Here is a 15,430-nt window from a genome sequence, read left to right on the forward strand (position 1 = left end):
GGCGGTCAGCGTGATCACCGACATGAACCTGCAGATCGCCAGCGCCGCCGAGGAACAGAGCGCGGTGGCGGAGGAGATCAACCGCAACGTCGCCGGCATCCGCGATGTGACGGAGTCGCTGTCGAGCCAGGCGCAGGAATCGGCGCAGGTGAGCCAGTCGCTGAACAAGCTGGCCAACCACCAGCAGGGATTGATGGATCAGTTCCGCGTCTGAGCCACCCCGAACCCTGTAGGAGCGGTCCAGCCCTGCGAACCGCCGGCAACGCCGGCGCCAGATCTGGTTCGCGAGCATGGCTCGCTCCTACAAAAGCAAGCCGGAGTGACCCTGTAGGAGCGAGCTTGCTCGCGAACCGCACGGCACGACCCCATCGCGGACGAAGTCCGTCCCTACGCGACGCCCACCCTCTCCATACCCCCTTGCTGTCCAATCCGCTCATCCAGATTGGCGGCTTTCGACATTGCCCGCACGCCAGCGCAGCGGGAACATCAGGGAACTCCACACAAGAACAAACCCAGGAGTTCCGCGATGCGTTCCCATACCGCCGCCACGGCCGAGTTCGACTACCGCGCCACTGCCGACGCCGTCCTGGCCGGCAACCTCGATGCCCTCAACGCCTGTGTCGAATGCTGCGACCGCCATGCCATTCCCGGCCGCGTCGCGCTGTTCTGGGAGGGCAAGGATGGCGACAGCGCCTCCTATACCTTCACTCAGCTCAAGGAACTCTCCGGCCGCTTCGCCAGCTTCCTCCACAGCCTGGGCGTGCGCCCTGGCGATGTGGTCTCCGGCATGCTGCCGCGTACCCCCGAACTGCTCATCGCCGTGCTCGGCACCTGGCGCCTGGGCGCGGTCTACCAGCCGCTGTTCACCGCCTTCGGACCCAAGGCCATCGAACACCGGGTCAAGCTGGCCGGCAGCAAGGTGGTCGTCACCGACGGCGCCAACCGCGGCAAGCTCGACGAGGTGCCCGACGCCTTCGCGCGGGTGACGGTCGGTGGGCCGAAGGGGCAGGGCATCCGCCATGGCGACTACAGCTTCTGGGCCGAACTGGAGCGTCATTCGCCGGACTTCGAACCGGTGCTGCGCAGCGGCGAAGACCCCTTCCTGCTGATGTTCACCTCCGGCACCACGGGGTTGGCCAAGCCGCTGGCCGTGCCGCTCAAGGCCATCGTCGCCTTCGTCGGCTACATGCGCGATGCGGTGGGCCTGCGTGAGGAGGATTCGTTCTGGAACCTCGCCGATCCGGGCTGGGCCTACGGTCTCTACTACGGCGTCACCGGTCCGCTGGCCATGGGGCACCCGATCACCTTCTACGAAGGTGCCTTCACCGTGGAGAGCACCTGCCGCATCGTGCGCAAGTACGGCATCACCAACCTGGCCGGCTCGCCCACCGCCTACCGCCTGCTGATCGCTGCCGGCGAGGCGGTGTCCAAACCGCTCAGGGGCCGTTTGCGCGCGGTGAGCAGTGCCGGCGAGCCGCTGACGCCGGAAGTGATCCGCTGGTTCGCCAGCGAGCTGGGCGTGACCATCCACGACCACTACGGCCAGACCGAACTGGGCATGGTGCTGGCCAACCACCACGAGCTGGAGCATCCGGTGCACCTGGGCGCCGCCGGTTTCTCCATCCCCGGCCACCGCGTGGTGGTGCTGGACGAGCAGGGCAACGAGTTGCCCGCCGGCCGACCCGGCGTGCTCGCGCTGGACCGCCGCCGCTCGCCGCTGATGTGGTTCGCCGGCTACCAGGGCATGGAAACCAAGGCCTTCGTCGGCGACTACTACCTGAGCGGCGACACCGTGGAGCTGAACGCCGACGGCAGCATCAGCTTCGTCGGCCGCGCCGACGACCTGATCACCACCTCCGGCTACCGCGTCGGCCCGTTCGACGTGGAGAGCGCGCTGATCGAGCACCCGGCGGTGATCGAAGCGGCGGTGATCGGCAAGCCGGACCCGGAGCGCACCGAACTGGTCAAAGCCTTCGTGGTGCTCTGTTCGTCCTTCCGGCCGGGCGCGGAGCTGGCCGAGGAACTACAACAGTACGTGCGCAAGCGACTGTCCGCGCACAGCTACCCGCGGGAAGTGGAGTTCGTCGACGAACTGCCCAAGACCCCCAGCGGCAAGATCCAGCGCTTCCTCCTGCGTAATCAGGAGATCGCCAAGCAACGCGAGGCCGCCGAAAAAGCGGCGGCTCACTAGGTACAGCGGAGAGACTTCATGCAGATCCAGAACAAGGTATTCCTCATCACCGGCGGCGGTTCCGGCCTCGGCGCGGCCACTGCGAAGCTGCTGGTTAGCGCTGGCGCCAAGGTGGTGCTGGCCGACGTCAACGCCGAAGCCGGCGCGGCCCAGGCGGCGGAACTGGGTGAGGCGAACGCGCGTTTCATCCGCACCGACGTGTGCAGCGAGGCGGACGGCAAGGCCGCCGTGCAGCTCGCCCTGGATGCCTTCGGCGCATTGCACGGCCTGGCCAACTGCGCGGGCGTCGCGCCGGCCGAAAAAGTCATCGGCCGCAACGGCGTGCATGGGCTGGACAGCTTCACCCGCACCATCAACATCAACCTGATCGGCACCTTCAACATGCTGCGCCTGGCCGCCGAGGCCATGGCGAAGAACGAGCCGGACGCCGGCGGCGAGCGCGGCATCATCATCAACACCGCCTCGGTGGCCGCCTTCGACGGGCAGATCGGCCAGGCGGCGTATTCCGCCTCCAAGAGCGCGGTGGTCGGTATGACCCTGCCGATTGCCCGCGAACTGGCCCGCTCGGGCATCCGCGTGATGACCATCGCCCCCGGCATCTTCGAGACGCCGATGATGGCCGCCATGCCCCAGGAAGTGCGCGACTCCCTCGGCGCCAGCGTGCCGTTCCCGCCGCGCCTCGGTCGCCCGGACGAATACGCCGCGCTGGCCCGCCACATCATCGAGAACAGCATGCTCAACGGCGAAGTGATCCGCCTCGACGGCGCCATCCGCATGGCCGCGAAGTAAGGAGGAGAGAATCATGAACGATCCCATCGTCATCGTCAGCGCCACCCGCACGCCCATGGGCGGCTTCCTCGGCGACTTCAAGGACGTCACCGCCGCCACCCTCGGCGCGGCCGCGATCCGCGCGGCCGTCGAACGCGCCCGCCTGGGCGCCGAAGAGGTGGACGAAGCCGTGCTCGGCTGCGTCCTTGCCGCCGGGCAGGGCCAGGCGCCCGCGCGCCAGGCCGTGCTGGGCGCGGGCCTGGCGCGCGGCACGCCGTGCTCCACGGTGAACAAGATGTGCGGCTCGGGCATGAAGGCCGCGATGATGGCCCACGACGCCATCCTCGCCGGCAGCGCCCGCGTCGCCCTGGCCGGTGGCATGGAGAGCATGTCCAACGCGCCCTACCTGCTGGAACGCGCCCGCAGCGGCTACCGCATGGGCCACGGCAAGGTGCTCGACCACATGTTCCTCGACGGCCTCGAAGACGCCTACGACAAGGGCCGCCTGATGGGCACCTTCGCCGAGGATTGCGCCGAGAAATACGGCTTCACCCGCGAGCAGCAGGACGACTACGCCATCGCCTCGCTGACCCGCGCACAGAAGGCCATGAGCGAAGGCCGCTTCAAGGACGAGATCGTCGCGGTGACGGTCAAGTCCGGCAAGGAGCTGCGCGCCATCAGCGAAGACGAGCAACCGCCCAAGGCCAGGCTGGACAAGATTCCCACCCTGAAACCGGCGTTCCGCGACGGCGGCACGGTGACGGCGGCCAATGCCAGCTCCATCTCCGACGGCGCCGCCGCACTGGTGCTGATGCGTCTGTCGGAAGCCGAAAAGCGCGGCCTGACACCGCTGGCGGCGATCCGTGGGCATTCGTCCTATGCCGACGCGCCGAATCTGTTCCCCACCGCCCCGGTGGGCGCGGTCGAGCGCCTGATGCAGCGCACCGGCTGGGCGCTGGGCGATGTCGACCTGTTCGAGGTCAATGAGGCCTTCGCCGTGGTCGCCATGGCCGCGATGCGCGACCTGGACATCCCCCATGACAAGCTCAACGTCCACGGTGGCGCCTGCGCCCTCGGCCATCCCATTGGCGCTTCCGGCGCGCGGGTGATCGTGACCCTGCTGTCGGCGCTCAAGCAGTACGACCTCAAGCGCGGCGTGGCCTCGGTGTGCATTGGTGGCGGCGAAGCCACGGCCATCGCGGTCGAGCGCTTGGCCTAAGGAGCGAGAGATGATTCCCAGCGAAGAAGACCTGCAGATCCGCGATGTGGCCCGCCAGTTCGCCCAGGAGCGGCTCAAGCCCTTTGCCGCCGACTGGGACCGCGAGCACCGCTTCCCGGCCGAAGCGCTGAAGGAAATGGCTGACCTTGGCTTCCTCGGCATGCTAGTGGCGGAGGAGTGGGGCGGCGCACAGACCGGCCACCTGGCCTACGCCATGGCGCTGGAGGAAATCGCCGCCGGCGACGGCGCCTGCTCGACCATCATGAGCGTGCACAACTCGGTGGGCTGCATGCCCATCGCCAAGTTCGGCAACGACGAGCAGAAGCGCCAGTTCCTGGTGCCCCTGGCCCGCGGCGAGATGATCGGCGCCTTCGCCCTGACCGAACCGCAGGCCGGCTCCGATGCCAGCTTCCTGAAGACCCGTGCGCGCCGCGACGGCGATCATTATGTGCTGAACGGCAGCAAGCAGTTCATCACCTCCGGCAGCCACGCCGGCCTGGTGATCGTCTTCGCGGTGACCGATGCAGCGGCGGGCAAGAAGGGCATCAGCGCCTTCATCGTGCCCACCGACACCCCCGGCTACCGCGTGGTGCGCGTGGAGGACAAGCTCGGCCAGCATGCGTCCGATACCTGCCAGATCGCCTTCGACGACGTGCGCATTCCGGCCAGCTACCGGCTGGGCGAGGAGGGGCAGGGCTACGCCATCGCCCTGGCGAACCTGGAGGGCGGGCGCATCGGCATCGCCTCCCAGGCGGTGGGCATGGCCCGTGCGGCCTTCGAATACGCCCGCGACTACGCCCACGAGCGAGAGACCTTCGGCAAGCCGATCATCCAGCACCAGGCCGTGGCCTTCCGCCTGAGCGACATGGCGACCGAGATCGCCGTGGCGCGGCAGATGGTCCACCACGCCGCCAGCCTGCGCGAAGCCGGCCTGCCGTGCCTGACCGAAGCCTCCATGGCCAAGCTGTTCGCCTCGGAAATGGCCGAGCGCGTGTGCTCCGCGGCGATCCAGACCCTCGGCGGCTATGGCTATCTGCAGGACTACCCGGTGGAACGCATCTACCGCGACGTACGCGTGTGCCAGATCTACGAGGGCACCAGCGACGTGCAGCGGCTGGTCATCGCGCGCAGTCTGTAACGGGTTCGCCGGTAGATCCCGGCCTGTTCGTTGGACAGGCACTTCGGCAGGGCGGGGGCTGCCGGTGGCTTATCAGGTAGCGCGGACTGTTTTTTGTTGGGCCGAGGGGGACGCCGGGTCCTTGCTCGCGATCCGTGCTCGCTTGAGATTTCACCGCTGGGCGGTTCGCGAGCAAGCTCGCTCCTACAGCTCCAGCGCCCGCCGGACCTGTAGGAGCGGATCTTATCCGCGAAATCCCGGCGTAGCCGGGACAGTGACTGCGCCGGGAATGGCGGCCGTGCGGCAGGATCGCGGAGAAGCTCCGCACCTGCCAGAGCGGGTTGCGCCGGCATTTCCCTGTAGGAGCGGGCCATGCCCGCGATCGCGCGCATGGCGCGCTCCTACAGGCATCCGGGGATGGCAATCGTAGGATGGCGTGGAGCGAAGCGATACCCATCGATGGGCATCGCCCGAAACATCAGGCGCGCTCCGCCGCCTCGCGCGCTTCCCGCGCCGTCACCTGCTGGCACAGCTCGATGATCTGCTCGCGCATCCAGCGGTTGGCCGGGTCCTGGTCGGTGCTTTCGTGCCAGTACAGGTGGGTTTCCAGCTTGGGCACGTCGTTCACCGGCAGGTCGACGAAATGCAGCCCGTGGTGGCGGGCGAAGCGCTCGGGCACGGTGACCACCATGTCCGTCTGCTGCACCACGGTGGAGGCCATCAGGTAGTGCTGCGAGCGCAGGGCGATCTTGCGCTGCAGGCCCATCTTGCCCAGCGACAGGTCCACATAGCCCAGGCCGCTGCGACGGCTGGATATCTGGATGTGCGCCACCGAGAGGTATTCCTCCAGCGTCAGCTTGTCCTTGGCCAGCGGGTGGCCCTGGCGCATCGCGCAGACGTAACGGTCCTCCATCAGCTTGACGTGGCGCACCTGCGGGTCGGTGTTCAGCGGTGCATCCACGGCGAAGTCCAGGCGGCCGGCGGCCAGCTCCTTGGTGGTCTCGCGGCGCTTGGATAGGAAACTCTCGATGTGCACGTTCGGCGCCAGGCGGCGCAGGCGCTGGAACAGCGGCGGCAGGACGATGGCCTCGGTGAGGTCGGTCATGCTGATGCGGTAGGTCTTGCTCGCCTGGGTCGGCGTGAAGGTGCGGCTCTCCTGCACCGAGACGCGCAGCAGCTGCAGCGCGTTGCGCACCGGCCCGATGATGTTCTGCGCCATGGGCGTTGGCACCATGCCCTGCGCGGTCCGCACGAACAGCGGGTCGTTGAAGGTTTCACGCAGACGGGCGAGGGCGTTGGAGACGGCGGGCTGGGTAATGCCGACTATCTGTCCGGCGCGGGTCAGGTTGGCTTCGGTATAGATGGCGTCGAAGACGATGAACAGGTTCAGGTCGACCTTGCTGAGGTTCATTCCAGGGCTCCGCTTGTAATTGTTCTGCGGCCGATCATACCCGATCGAACGCTTAGGTCCATACGGGTTATGAATGTTCATTGATTCGGATAATAGGCTGGGTAAATGCCTTTCGCTGTTCTAGCATCATCACCACACAAACAACCGCCGCCAGAAGGTCAGCCCCCATGGATTTCGCTTATTCCGCCAAGGTTCAGGATCTGCGTGAGCGCCTTACCGCGTTCATGGAAGCCTACGTCTATCCCGCCGAGAAGGTATTCGAGGAGCAAGTGGCCCAAGGCGACCGCTGGCAGCCCACGCAGATCATGGAAGACCTCAAGGTCAAGGCCAAGGCCGAAGGCCTGTGGAACCTGTTCCTGCCCGAGTCCGAACTGGGCGCCGGCCTGACCAACATGGAATACGCGCCGCTGGCCGAAATCATGGGCCGCTCGCTGATCGGCTCCGAGCCGTTCAACTGCGCCGCGCCGGATACCGGCAACATGGAAGTGCTGGTGCGCTACGGCAGCGAGGAGCACAAGCGCACCTGGCTGGAACCGCTGCTGCGCGGCGAGATCCGTTCCGCCTTCGCCATGACCGAGCCGGGCGTGGCCTCGTCCGATGCCACCAACATGGAAGCCAACGCGGTGCGCGAGGGTGACGAGTGGGTCATCAACGGCCGCAAGTGGTGGACCTCCGGCGCCTGCGACCCGCGCTGCAAGATCATGATCTTCATGGGCCTGACCAACCCGGACGCGCCGCGCCACCAGCAGCACTCGATGATCCTGGTGCCCACCGACGCCCCCGGCGTGAAGATCCTCCGCCCGCTGCCGGTGTTCGGCTACGACGACGCCCCGCACGGCCACGCCGAAGTGCTTTTCGAGAACGTCCGCGTGCCCTACGAGAACGTGCTGCTGGGTGAAGGCCGCGGCTTCGAGATCGCTCAGGGCCGCCTCGGCCCGGGCCGCATCCACCACTGCATGCGCTCCATCGGCATGGCCGAACGCGCGCTGGAACTGATGTGCAAGCGCTCCGTCAGCCGCACCGCCTTCGGCAAGCCGCTGGCGCGCCTGGGCGGCAACATCGACCACATCGCCAACTCTCGCATCGAGATCAACCAGGCCCGCCTGCTGACCCTCAACGCGGCGTACATGATGGACACCGCCGGCAACAAGATTGCCCAGAGCGAGATCGCCCAGATCAAGGTGGTGGCGCCGAATGTCGCACTCCAGGTGATCGACCGCGCCATCCAGATGCACGGCGGCGCCGGCGTCTCCAATGACTTCCCGCTGGCCTACTGGTACGCCATGCAGCGCACCCTGCGCCTGGCCGACGGCCCGGACGAGGTGCACCGCGCAGCCATCGGCAAGTACGAGATCGGCAAGTACGTGCCGCGTGACGCCCTGCGCAGCAGCCGCTGATTGTCGGTAACCCGGAAAAAGGCCCGCTGATGCGGGCCTTTTTCTTTTTTGAGAGCTGAAGATCTCCGTGAATATGGTATTAATTAAGATTCATAAATATAATAAAGGTTTGAGTTGTAGGTTTGAAATTTAAGGGCCTTGAAAGGTATGGATGTTAACTTTGAAAGCTTGTTCACTTGGGTGGGCTTCCTTCGGGATAATCCATTCATAGTTATTCTAGTTCTTTCTATAATTGGCGGCTCATTGCTTTATATAAAGTATAAGGCGGGATCCGGTTTCACCCTTACAGATTTCTTTTGGTTTTTTTGGACGAGGCAGAAGGAATCAGATAAGAAGGATCTCATGGCGGAAATTATTGAAATTGAAAGATTTAATTTTAATCATAATATGCGTGCAATCTCGCTGCGCCAAAAAAACCGCTATGAAGAATGGGTTAGAGTGCATGAGCTTGATTTTAAAATGCTATCAAAGCTAAAAAGATACTTTAATATTGAAAAGTTAAAGATTAAGAAGGTTCATTTTGGAATTGCAATTTTTTCCTTCTTTTGGCGTTGCTTCCGTTAGGCCCAATGCTGGGTGCGGCAACCGTAGCAATAAAGCCCGCAGGGCTGGTTAAGATTAATGACGAAGGTTGGTTTTGGCTGAATAGTAAAGAGGCTGTTGAATATGGTTTTCTAGGGCCGCCCAAAGATGCTTGGCTGTTAAGTCCGGGGCGTTGTAAGGCCGGTGATAGTTCGCCCTCCAAGCTTTCTGTTGATACGATTTCCGAGATTTGCAAGGCATTCGCTGATGATAAAATAATAAAGAGAATGGATGAGTTGGTTCGCAGTCAGAGAGTAGCTTTCGGTTTTTTGACTGCTTTTTTCTTGGCGGCGATTCTGTTTTTTGCTAAAGAGCTTATGGTTATTCTGAATAGCTATGACTCGCGAATGATGCTTCTTCGTCAGTTTCGGCTCCATAGGCGTAAGAGAACTTCCGGACGCTCTTAATTGGCCCGGCTCTGATTTTATCGGTTTGACGACTAATATAAGTAAGAAGGCCAGCTTTTGCTGGCCTCGGTGTTTCATTTTTCAGGTGAAGTCTCCGTTGCGTCCATTCTGGCTTTTTCCAGCCACCACTGCCGCCGCGTGTGCAGTTGGGCCGCAAAGGCCCGCGCGGCGGCCTCGTGAGAAAAGCGCAGCGCACGGCGACCGAGGCGGACCTGCCAATAGGCCCGGCCGCGATACTCAACGGCTTCGATCCTCACCTCCAGCGCTTGCATGGGTCCTCTCCTGGCTGACGATTTCCAGCGGTTCCTCGCTGGTCCGGCGGGTCTTGAGCAAGGATAGCAGTATGCCACCTGCCAAGAGGCCGAAGGTTACGCCAAGGGACAGGGCCGCGGGAACCTTGCCGATGAATCCGTGGAGGAAAATCTTCGTGCCGATGAACACCAGCACCAGCGCCAGGGCGTACTTCAGGTAGACGAAGCGGTGGATCATCGCCGCCAGCGAGAAGTACAGGGCGCGCAGGCCGAGGATGGCGAAGATGTTCGAGGTGTAGACGATGAACGGGTCCTGGGTGATGGCGAAGATCGCCGGCACGCTGTCCACCGCGAACACCAGGTCGGCCAGCTCGATCAGGATCAGCGCCAGGAACAGCGGGGTGGCGTAGCGCACCAGCTTGCCCGAGGCATCCGGCTTCTTCACGAAGAAATGGTGCTCGTGGAGGGTGTCGGTCATGCGGATGTGCTTGCGCAGAAACCGGAGCACGGGATTGTTGGCCAGGTCGGGCTCGGCCTCATGCCTGCTGAACAGCATCTTCACGCCGCTGAACAGCAGGAAGGCGCCGAACACGTACATGATCCACTCGAACTCCTTCACCAGCGCGGCGCCCAGGCCGATCATCAGGGCGCGCATGACGATGGCGCCGAGGATGCCCCAGAACAGCACCTGGTGCTGGTAGCGGCGCGGGATGCCGAAGAAGCCGAAGATCATCGCCATGACGAACACGTTGTCCATGGACAGCGACTGTTCGACGAGGAAACCGGTGTAGTACTCCACCGCGCTGGTGGCGCCGAACTCGTACCAGACCCAGCCACCGAAGGCCAGGCCGCAGGCGAAGTAGCCGGCGGACAGCATCAGGCTCTCGCGCACGCCGATCTCGTGGTGATCGCGTTGCAGGACGCCTAGGTCGAGTACGAGCAGAAGAATCACGATGGCCAGGAAGGCCAGCCAGAACCAGGTGGCGGTTCCGAGGAATGGTTCGGTCAAAAAGGCGTGCAGAGCTGTCATGTGGCCCCTCCCTTAGTGTCGTTGTCGAAAAGTGACTCCGACATGGCGGTTGGCAACCGTCAGAGGGGCCCGGCGTCACTGGCGGGAACATAGCAGAGCGGACGCGGCAGGCAAGCGATGGAACGTAACAAGTTCCTACATCAATTCGGGAAAGAGGCGTCAGCGTCTGACGCAAAGTCTAGACGCTGGCTCTCGGCAGGGTTGGTGCGTGGCTCAATACACCCAGACTTCGACGCGGCGATTCTTCACCCGGCCGTCGTTGTCGCTGTTGGCCGCCACCGGCAGTGCGTCGCCCATGCCGCTGATCTCTCGGAACATTACGCCCTCCTTGGCCAATTCGCGGCGCACGGCCATGGCGCGCAGCTTGGAGAGCAGTTCGGCGCGGGCCGGGTCCTGTTTCGGATCGCCGAAACCGACCAGCACCGCCTGCTTGTTCATTTTGCCGTTCTGCTGCAGGTACGCCAGCAGCCGGTCGATGTCGCGCTGGGCCTTGTTGTCCAGGGTCGCGCTGCCTTCGCGGAAGCGGAAGTTCACCGACAGCCGCTCGGCCTCACGGGCCAGGGCCTGGTAGTTCGCCGGCATGCTCGCGCGCGGCGCCATCTTCACCGCCTGCACACGCTGGCCGACGAAGCCGCTGGCGCTGACCAGCGCCTGGCCCTGATCGCCCTGGGCGAACTGCACCAGCGCGCGGGCCCAGCGGTTGGGCTCCTCGGGCTTCATGTAGAGGAACAGGCGGCGCGACAGCGGGTAGTCCTCGGTCGCGACCAGCGTAGTGGACGGCGCCATGGCCTGGGAGTCGCCGTCGGCGATGCGCAGGGCCTTGGCCTTCTGGATCGACGACAGCCCGACGAAGCCGATGCCTTGCGGGTCCTTGCTGACCTCGGCGGACAACTGGTCGCTGGACTCGAAGCGCTGCACGCCGCTGGCCAGCGCCTTGCCGTGGCTGGCCAGTACCAGTTCCTTGAAGGTGTCGAAGGTGCCCGAGTTGTCATCGCGGGAATACAGGCGGATGGCACCGCCACGCCCGCCGATTTCTTCCCAGGTTTTCACCTCGCCCGAGTAGATTCGCGCCAGCGTCTCGGTGCTCAGTTCATCCAGCGGATTGGCTGCGTTGACGATGATCGCCAGGCCGTCGATGCCGATCACCTGTTCGGCCTTGGCACTGCGCAGGTTGCCCGACGCCGACAGGCCCGCCGCTTCGGCGTCCTTGATCGGACGCGAGGCGGCGGCCATTTCGGCGCTGTTGTCCTTGAGGGCGACGAAGCCGGTACTGGAGCCGTGGGCGGCCAGGTCGACGATGGCCTCCTTGCCGTCCTGGCTGCGGCCAATGATGCGTTGTTCGTTCTCCGCCTTGCCCGGCTGGGCGCTGACGTTGCTGTAGCCCTCGCTGACCAGCAGGCCCTTCACCAGCTCCGGCAACAGGTGCGCACCGATGGTGTTGGAACCCTGGATACGCAGCACCGGCTCACCGCCCTGGGACGAGGGCAGGGCGGCGAAGGCCGACCAAGGGAAGGCGTAGCAGATGAAGACGATGGTGAGCCAGGCGATGGTGACGGGCCAGGGTTGGGCGTCGCTGGGGCTCGACTTGTACTGCATGGGTCAACTTCCATTTGAGGCATCGTTGGCGCGGCAGATTAAGTCGGAATCATTGCATCGATATGACGCATTCCGGCGACGCGGAATCGTTTCGGAGAAAGCCGGGGTGGCGTGGGATGTTTCCGATTTTCCCCGCCAGCGACAATCGTTAAACAGCACAGCTCTGGACCGGACCTACGGAGACTGTGATGAACGACATGATCGACTCCGCGTCGTTGCTGATGAAGCTGGTGATCATCCTGTGCGTGATGCTGATGGCCTGCTCGGTGATGGTGCTGCCCGACAAGACCTTCGCCGTGGCGCCTGCCGTGCTTCTGCTGATCGCGCCGATGTTCCTGCTGACCCTGCTCCTGGATCTCACCGAGGGGTTGCGTCGGCGTTGACGGGTCTGGTCACCGTCTACGGATTTTCCTGGCCAATGGGGCACACGCCGCGCGCCGGTTCTTTGGGTTCATGAGAAATGTCCGACGGTGGATCGGACGAGACTGATAACAGTGGCGGTGGACCCCGGCGAAACTTACGCGGTTCAAGGAATCCGCCGCTGGAATGTGAAAATGGCTCTGTTTCAATCCGCCTCCAGGCGGCAAAACTCGCAACAGATCTTGCGTCATCTCGTGCTGGTCCCCCTGGCCCTTCGCAAGGCCGCCGTCCCGTGCTGGGGGCGTACCTGGCGCAGGGGTGCGCTGAGCGTTCAGCGGCCACGCGAGGTCAAGTTCAAAGGTTCCCGGCTGGTTATGCATTCGTGGCTGTCGTGGATGAGCATGTTCTCCCGCGATACCGCATTGGCTGCCGCCTTGGCGGGTGATACCCAGCCGGCGGCGCCGGTCACGGGGGCGCTGGAGGCCGAGCTGTCGCGAGAGATGATGATCGATTTCGCGAATATCTCCCGGAGCCGCAAGCAGTCGGCTGTCGCCTCCGTCGCCAGCGAGGTGGATACGCCGACGGCCTCAACGACCGGCGCAACGGATCATGCCGCCGTCGAGGCTGTGGCCGAGGCCGAAGCCGCCGTTCTGCTGCAAGCGGGGCTGGTGGAATTTGCCGCGCCGGACACCGTTGACGAGCAGTTCATGGAAACTCTGGTGGACGACAGCGCGCCACTGGTCGGCGAAGCGCCTGCCGCGCCGATGACCGCCGCGGCAGAGTCTGAACAGGCTGCGCCACTGAACGTGGCAGACATTCCTGCATCGCCGGCGGCTGCACTGGCGAGCACCGTCGGACTGACTATTCAGGACGTCGTGGGTGAGCCTGAGGATATCGAGTCGGTGATCGAGCCGGCCGAGGCCGTCGAGGTATCCGCCGCACGGGAAGAGCCAGCGGAGATTCCGGTGCTGCAGGCGTCGTCCATCGAGCCTGCTTTCGAACCCCAAGCCCCAGTGCTTCCTGCGCCGGACGCTACTGTCGCAGAGGTCCACGTACCCGAACTGCCGCCTGAGCTTGCGGCGCCTGCCGTGGACGAGGTCGTGGCCGCCGAGCCGCAGCCGGTCGACGTCGAGTCTGTCGTCGATTCCCAAGACCATGAACTCGCAGCGCTTCCGGAGCTGGAATCCACGGCTGTCGAGCCTCAGGTGTCCGAACTGTCGCCCGAAGTGGCGGCTCCTGCCGTGAACGAGGTGCCTTACGCCGAGCCGCAGCCCGTCGACGTCGAGGCTGTCGTCGATTCCCAGGACCATGAACTCGCAGCACTTCCGGAGCTGGAAGCCAAAGCTGTCGAGCCTCAGGTGTCCGAACTGCCACCCGAAGTTGTGGTTCCGGCCGTGAACGAGGCGCCGTACACCGATCCGCAGTCCGTTGACGTCGGGCCGGTTCTCGAACCGCAGCACCCGGAGCTCCCAGCGCTTCCGGAACTGGAACCTGTCGCTGCCGAGCCGCAGGTATCTGAACCGATGGCCGAAGTTGCGGTGCCTGCCGTGGACGAGACGCTGATCACCGAGCCGCAGCCGCATCACGTCGAAGCCGCCAGCGAGCAGCAAACGCCCGCGTCGCCGACCATTACCGAGGCGGCGGCCACCGTCGCAGAACGCTACATGGCGGCCACTTCGGCCAACCCCGCGGGCGTGCAAGTCGAGCAGGCCACGGCTGCCGAGCTGCCGTCCAGCGAACCTGTCATCCCACCCGAACCGGTGCACCAGGAAGCGCTGCCGGAAGTGGTTGCCGAGCTCCCGCAGCAGGTTGCCGAGATCACTGCAGCAGTCGAAGAGCTGGTGTCGATTGCGCCGACCTGTGCCGACGAGGGCGCCGTGGACACTTCGCTCTTCGTCGGGCCGCCTGCACCGCCCGAGCGGGATAGCGCCGCAGCAGCACTGCTTGCCGAGAAAGGCCTCGCCGAGGAGCCCGCAGCCGAACTTCACGTGGCTGCGCAGCAAACCAGGACAGGCGAGGCAGCCACGCGTGGGCAGTCCGCTGCGACCGAACAGATGGCGACGGCTGTCGAGAAGCCCGCCGAGTCGGACCTGGCCCGGTCCATCGCCGGTATCGAGGCCGCCTTTGCCGAAATGCTCGAAGAAAAGCGGGTGCTGCCCGATATCAGCAACGTGCAGTCCTTTACCGCGCCGACCCGCCGCGACCGGCGACTGGCCGAGACCTACAACCTTTCGCGCGTCGATGGCGACCGCAACCTTGAGGCCTTCGCGCTTCGTGGAATCTTGATACAGAAGGATGATGCAATGACCGATACCCAAGACGTGACGGCCGACGCCGAACTGCATGCCGCCCCGATTTCCTCGGCGGAGCTTCAGGAGGTCGCCACGACGCTCAACGTGCCGCAACTCGATGCCGATCCGGACGACGTCCTTTCCGATGTGCAGAGCACCCTCAACTCCCTCGCCGGCATGGCTCAGGGGCTGAGCCAGCAGAAGCAGGCTGCCGGGCGCCTGCAGGACGAGCTGGAAGAGTGGAACAACCAGTTGATGGAGCGCGAGCGCCTGGCGGGCGACAAGGAAGAGCGCCTGGCACAGATGGAGACCCATCTGAAGGAAGCCAAGACCAACCTGGATCGCATGGCCGCCGAGAACAACCGTCTGCTGGCAGAGCGCAGCGAAGCGCTCAAGGAACTGGCCCAGACCGTCGACGCCCGTGACCGGGCGACCCTGCGCAAGGCTGAGGCTATCCAGGCGGAGCAGCAGCGCATCGACGAGCTGGCGGCCAGCCTGCGCGCCCGTTCCGCTGAGCTGGATGAGCGCGAAAGCCACCTCAAGCGCAAGGCCGAGGAGCTTACGGTGCGCCTCAAGCAGTTGCAGAGCGCCAAGGACAAGTTCAGCGCCATCGTTCAGAGCTTCAACGAGACGGTGCAGTTCAACAGCACCTTGTCGGCCATTTCCAAGACCGTAGCCGAGTAAGTCGGTGGGCCAGTGCGGCGGCCGGCGCACTGGCCAGACTGACCAGCTTTCACGCGCAGGTGGAACGGGAGCGAGGCACCACGCTCCAGGCTCTGGTGCGGCGGGCATCGAAAGACGATGTCCTGC

13 protein-coding genes and 1 pseudogene are annotated in these 15,430 nt (G+C 64.5%); 10 read left to right on the forward strand and 4 right to left on the reverse strand.

Annotation, left to right across the window (positions count from 1 at the left end):
• From ACNFIA_RS14995 to ACNFIA_RS15015, 5 genes and pseudogenes are all read left to right on the forward strand, one after another.
• A pseudogene (locus ACNFIA_RS14995) lies at window positions 1–214 on the forward strand (hypothetical protein); the annotation flags it as partial.
• Window positions 215–526: 312 nt separating this feature from the next.
• Window positions 527–2,191 (forward strand): acyl-CoA synthetase, encoded by a 1,665-nt coding sequence (locus tag ACNFIA_RS15000; RefSeq protein WP_416786129.1) that lies wholly within the window; start codon window positions 527–529, stop codon window positions 2,189–2,191.
• An 18-nt stretch (window positions 2,192–2,209) separates the two neighbouring features.
• Entirely contained in the window at window positions 2,210–2,980 is a 771-nt protein-coding gene (locus ACNFIA_RS15005) for a 3-hydroxyacyl-CoA dehydrogenase (protein ID WP_416786131.1), read from the forward strand.
• Window positions 2,981–2,993: 13 nt separating this feature from the next.
• Window positions 2,994–4,178, forward strand: a complete 1,185-nt coding sequence (locus ACNFIA_RS15010) for an acetyl-CoA C-acyltransferase (protein WP_416786133.1) — start codon at window positions 2,994–2,996, stop codon at window positions 4,176–4,178.
• Between the two features lie 10 nt (window positions 4,179–4,188).
• Entirely contained in the window at window positions 4,189–5,316 is a 1,128-nt protein-coding gene (locus tag ACNFIA_RS15015; RefSeq protein ID WP_259754351.1) for an acyl-CoA dehydrogenase family protein, read from the forward strand.
• Between the two features lie 457 nt (window positions 5,317–5,773).
• Here the strand turns inward: ACNFIA_RS15015 and ACNFIA_RS15020 are convergent, their stop codons facing one another.
• Complete coding sequence (locus tag ACNFIA_RS15020) at window positions 5,774–6,706, reverse strand: LysR family transcriptional regulator (protein ID WP_259754352.1); 933 nt, start codon at window positions 6,704–6,706, stop codon at window positions 5,774–5,776.
• A 167-nt stretch (window positions 6,707–6,873) separates the two neighbouring features.
• Here ACNFIA_RS15020 and ACNFIA_RS15025 point away from each other — a divergent pair, with 167 nt between their 5' ends.
• The 3 genes from ACNFIA_RS15025 to ACNFIA_RS15035 all read left to right on the forward strand — a co-directional run bounded on the left by ACNFIA_RS15025 (window position 6,874) and on the right by ACNFIA_RS15035 (window position 9,092).
• The gene (locus ACNFIA_RS15025; RefSeq protein WP_259754354.1) at window positions 6,874–8,103 is read left to right on the forward strand and encodes an acyl-CoA dehydrogenase; all 1,230 of its coding nucleotides are present in this window, start codon (window positions 6,874–6,876) and stop codon (window positions 8,101–8,103) included.
• Window positions 8,104–8,250: 147 nt separating this feature from the next.
• Complete coding sequence (locus ACNFIA_RS15030; protein ID WP_416786137.1) at window positions 8,251–8,667, forward strand: DUF6216 family protein; 417 nt, start codon at window positions 8,251–8,253, stop codon at window positions 8,665–8,667.
• A gap of 5 nt (window positions 8,668–8,672) precedes the next feature.
• Window positions 8,673–9,092, forward strand: coding sequence for a DUF6216 family protein (locus tag ACNFIA_RS15035; RefSeq protein WP_416786139.1), 420 nt, complete (start codon window positions 8,673–8,675; stop codon window positions 9,090–9,092).
• Between the two features lie 74 nt (window positions 9,093–9,166).
• On the opposite strand, the gene ACNFIA_RS15040 is transcribed toward ACNFIA_RS15035, so the two are convergent.
• The 3 genes from ACNFIA_RS15040 to ACNFIA_RS15050 form a co-directional block, all read right to left on the reverse strand.
• Window positions 9,167–9,364 (reverse strand): hypothetical protein, encoded by a 198-nt coding sequence (locus tag ACNFIA_RS15040; protein WP_416786142.1) that lies wholly within the window; start codon window positions 9,362–9,364, stop codon window positions 9,167–9,169.
• A complete protein-coding gene (locus ACNFIA_RS15045; protein WP_259754355.1) occupies window positions 9,330–10,373 on the reverse strand; it encodes a TerC family protein in 1,044 nt (347 codons plus the stop codon). Before ACNFIA_RS15045 ends, ACNFIA_RS15040 begins: the two co-directional genes overlap by 35 nt.
• 213 nt (window positions 10,374–10,586) lie before the next feature.
• Complete coding sequence (locus ACNFIA_RS15050; RefSeq protein WP_416786145.1) at window positions 10,587–11,969, reverse strand: substrate-binding domain-containing protein; 1,383 nt, start codon at window positions 11,967–11,969, stop codon at window positions 10,587–10,589.
• 188 nt (window positions 11,970–12,157) lie between these two features.
• Here ACNFIA_RS15050 and ACNFIA_RS15055 point away from each other — a divergent pair, with 188 nt between their 5' ends.
• Complete coding sequence (locus ACNFIA_RS15055) at window positions 12,158–12,352, forward strand: hypothetical protein (protein WP_259754357.1); 195 nt, start codon at window positions 12,158–12,160, stop codon at window positions 12,350–12,352.
• Between the two features lie 171 nt (window positions 12,353–12,523).
• Entirely contained in the window at window positions 12,524–15,304 is a 2,781-nt protein-coding gene (locus ACNFIA_RS15060) for a hypothetical protein (protein ID WP_416786148.1), read from the forward strand.
• The last annotated feature ends 126 nt before the right edge of the window (window positions 15,305–15,430 follow it).

The sequence above is a fragment of the Pseudomonas sp. NY15437 genome (assembly GCF_048068435.1).
GTDB lineage: Bacteria > Pseudomonadota > Gammaproteobacteria > Pseudomonadales > Pseudomonadaceae > Pseudomonas > Pseudomonas nitroreducens_B.

Bases quoted from the DNA above. Each gene is read 5' to 3' on its own strand.
- ACNFIA_RS15000 (WP_416786129.1), top strand. From the start codon at position 527: ATGCGTTCCCATACCGCCGCCACGGCCGAGTTCGACTACCGCGCCACT.
- ACNFIA_RS15005 (WP_416786131.1), top strand. From the start codon at position 2,210: ATGCAGATCCAGAACAAGGTATTCCTCATCACCGGCGGCGGTTCCGGC.
- ACNFIA_RS15010 (WP_416786133.1), top strand. From the start codon at position 2,994: ATGAACGATCCCATCGTCATCGTCAGCGCCACCCGCACGCCCATGGGC.
- ACNFIA_RS15015 (WP_259754351.1), top strand. From the start codon at position 4,189: ATGATTCCCAGCGAAGAAGACCTGCAGATCCGCGATGTGGCCCGCCAG.
- ACNFIA_RS15020 (WP_259754352.1), bottom strand. From the start codon at position 6,706: ATGAACCTCAGCAAGGTCGACCTGAACCTGTTCATCGTCTTCGACGCC.
- ACNFIA_RS15025 (WP_259754354.1), top strand. From the start codon at position 6,874: ATGGATTTCGCTTATTCCGCCAAGGTTCAGGATCTGCGTGAGCGCCTT.
- ACNFIA_RS15030 (WP_416786137.1), top strand. From the start codon at position 8,251: ATGGATGTTAACTTTGAAAGCTTGTTCACTTGGGTGGGCTTCCTTCGG.
- ACNFIA_RS15035 (WP_416786139.1), top strand. From the start codon at position 8,673: ATGCTGGGTGCGGCAACCGTAGCAATAAAGCCCGCAGGGCTGGTTAAG.
- ACNFIA_RS15040 (WP_416786142.1), bottom strand. From the start codon at position 9,364: ATGCAAGCGCTGGAGGTGAGGATCGAAGCCGTTGAGTATCGCGGCCGG.
- ACNFIA_RS15045 (WP_259754355.1), bottom strand. From the start codon at position 10,373: ATGACAGCTCTGCACGCCTTTTTGACCGAACCATTCCTCGGAACCGCC.
- ACNFIA_RS15050 (WP_416786145.1), bottom strand. From the start codon at position 11,969: ATGCAGTACAAGTCGAGCCCCAGCGACGCCCAACCCTGGCCCGTCACC.
- ACNFIA_RS15055 (WP_259754357.1), top strand. From the start codon at position 12,158: ATGAACGACATGATCGACTCCGCGTCGTTGCTGATGAAGCTGGTGATC.
- ACNFIA_RS15060 (WP_416786148.1), top strand. From the start codon at position 12,524: ATGGCTCTGTTTCAATCCGCCTCCAGGCGGCAAAACTCGCAACAGATC.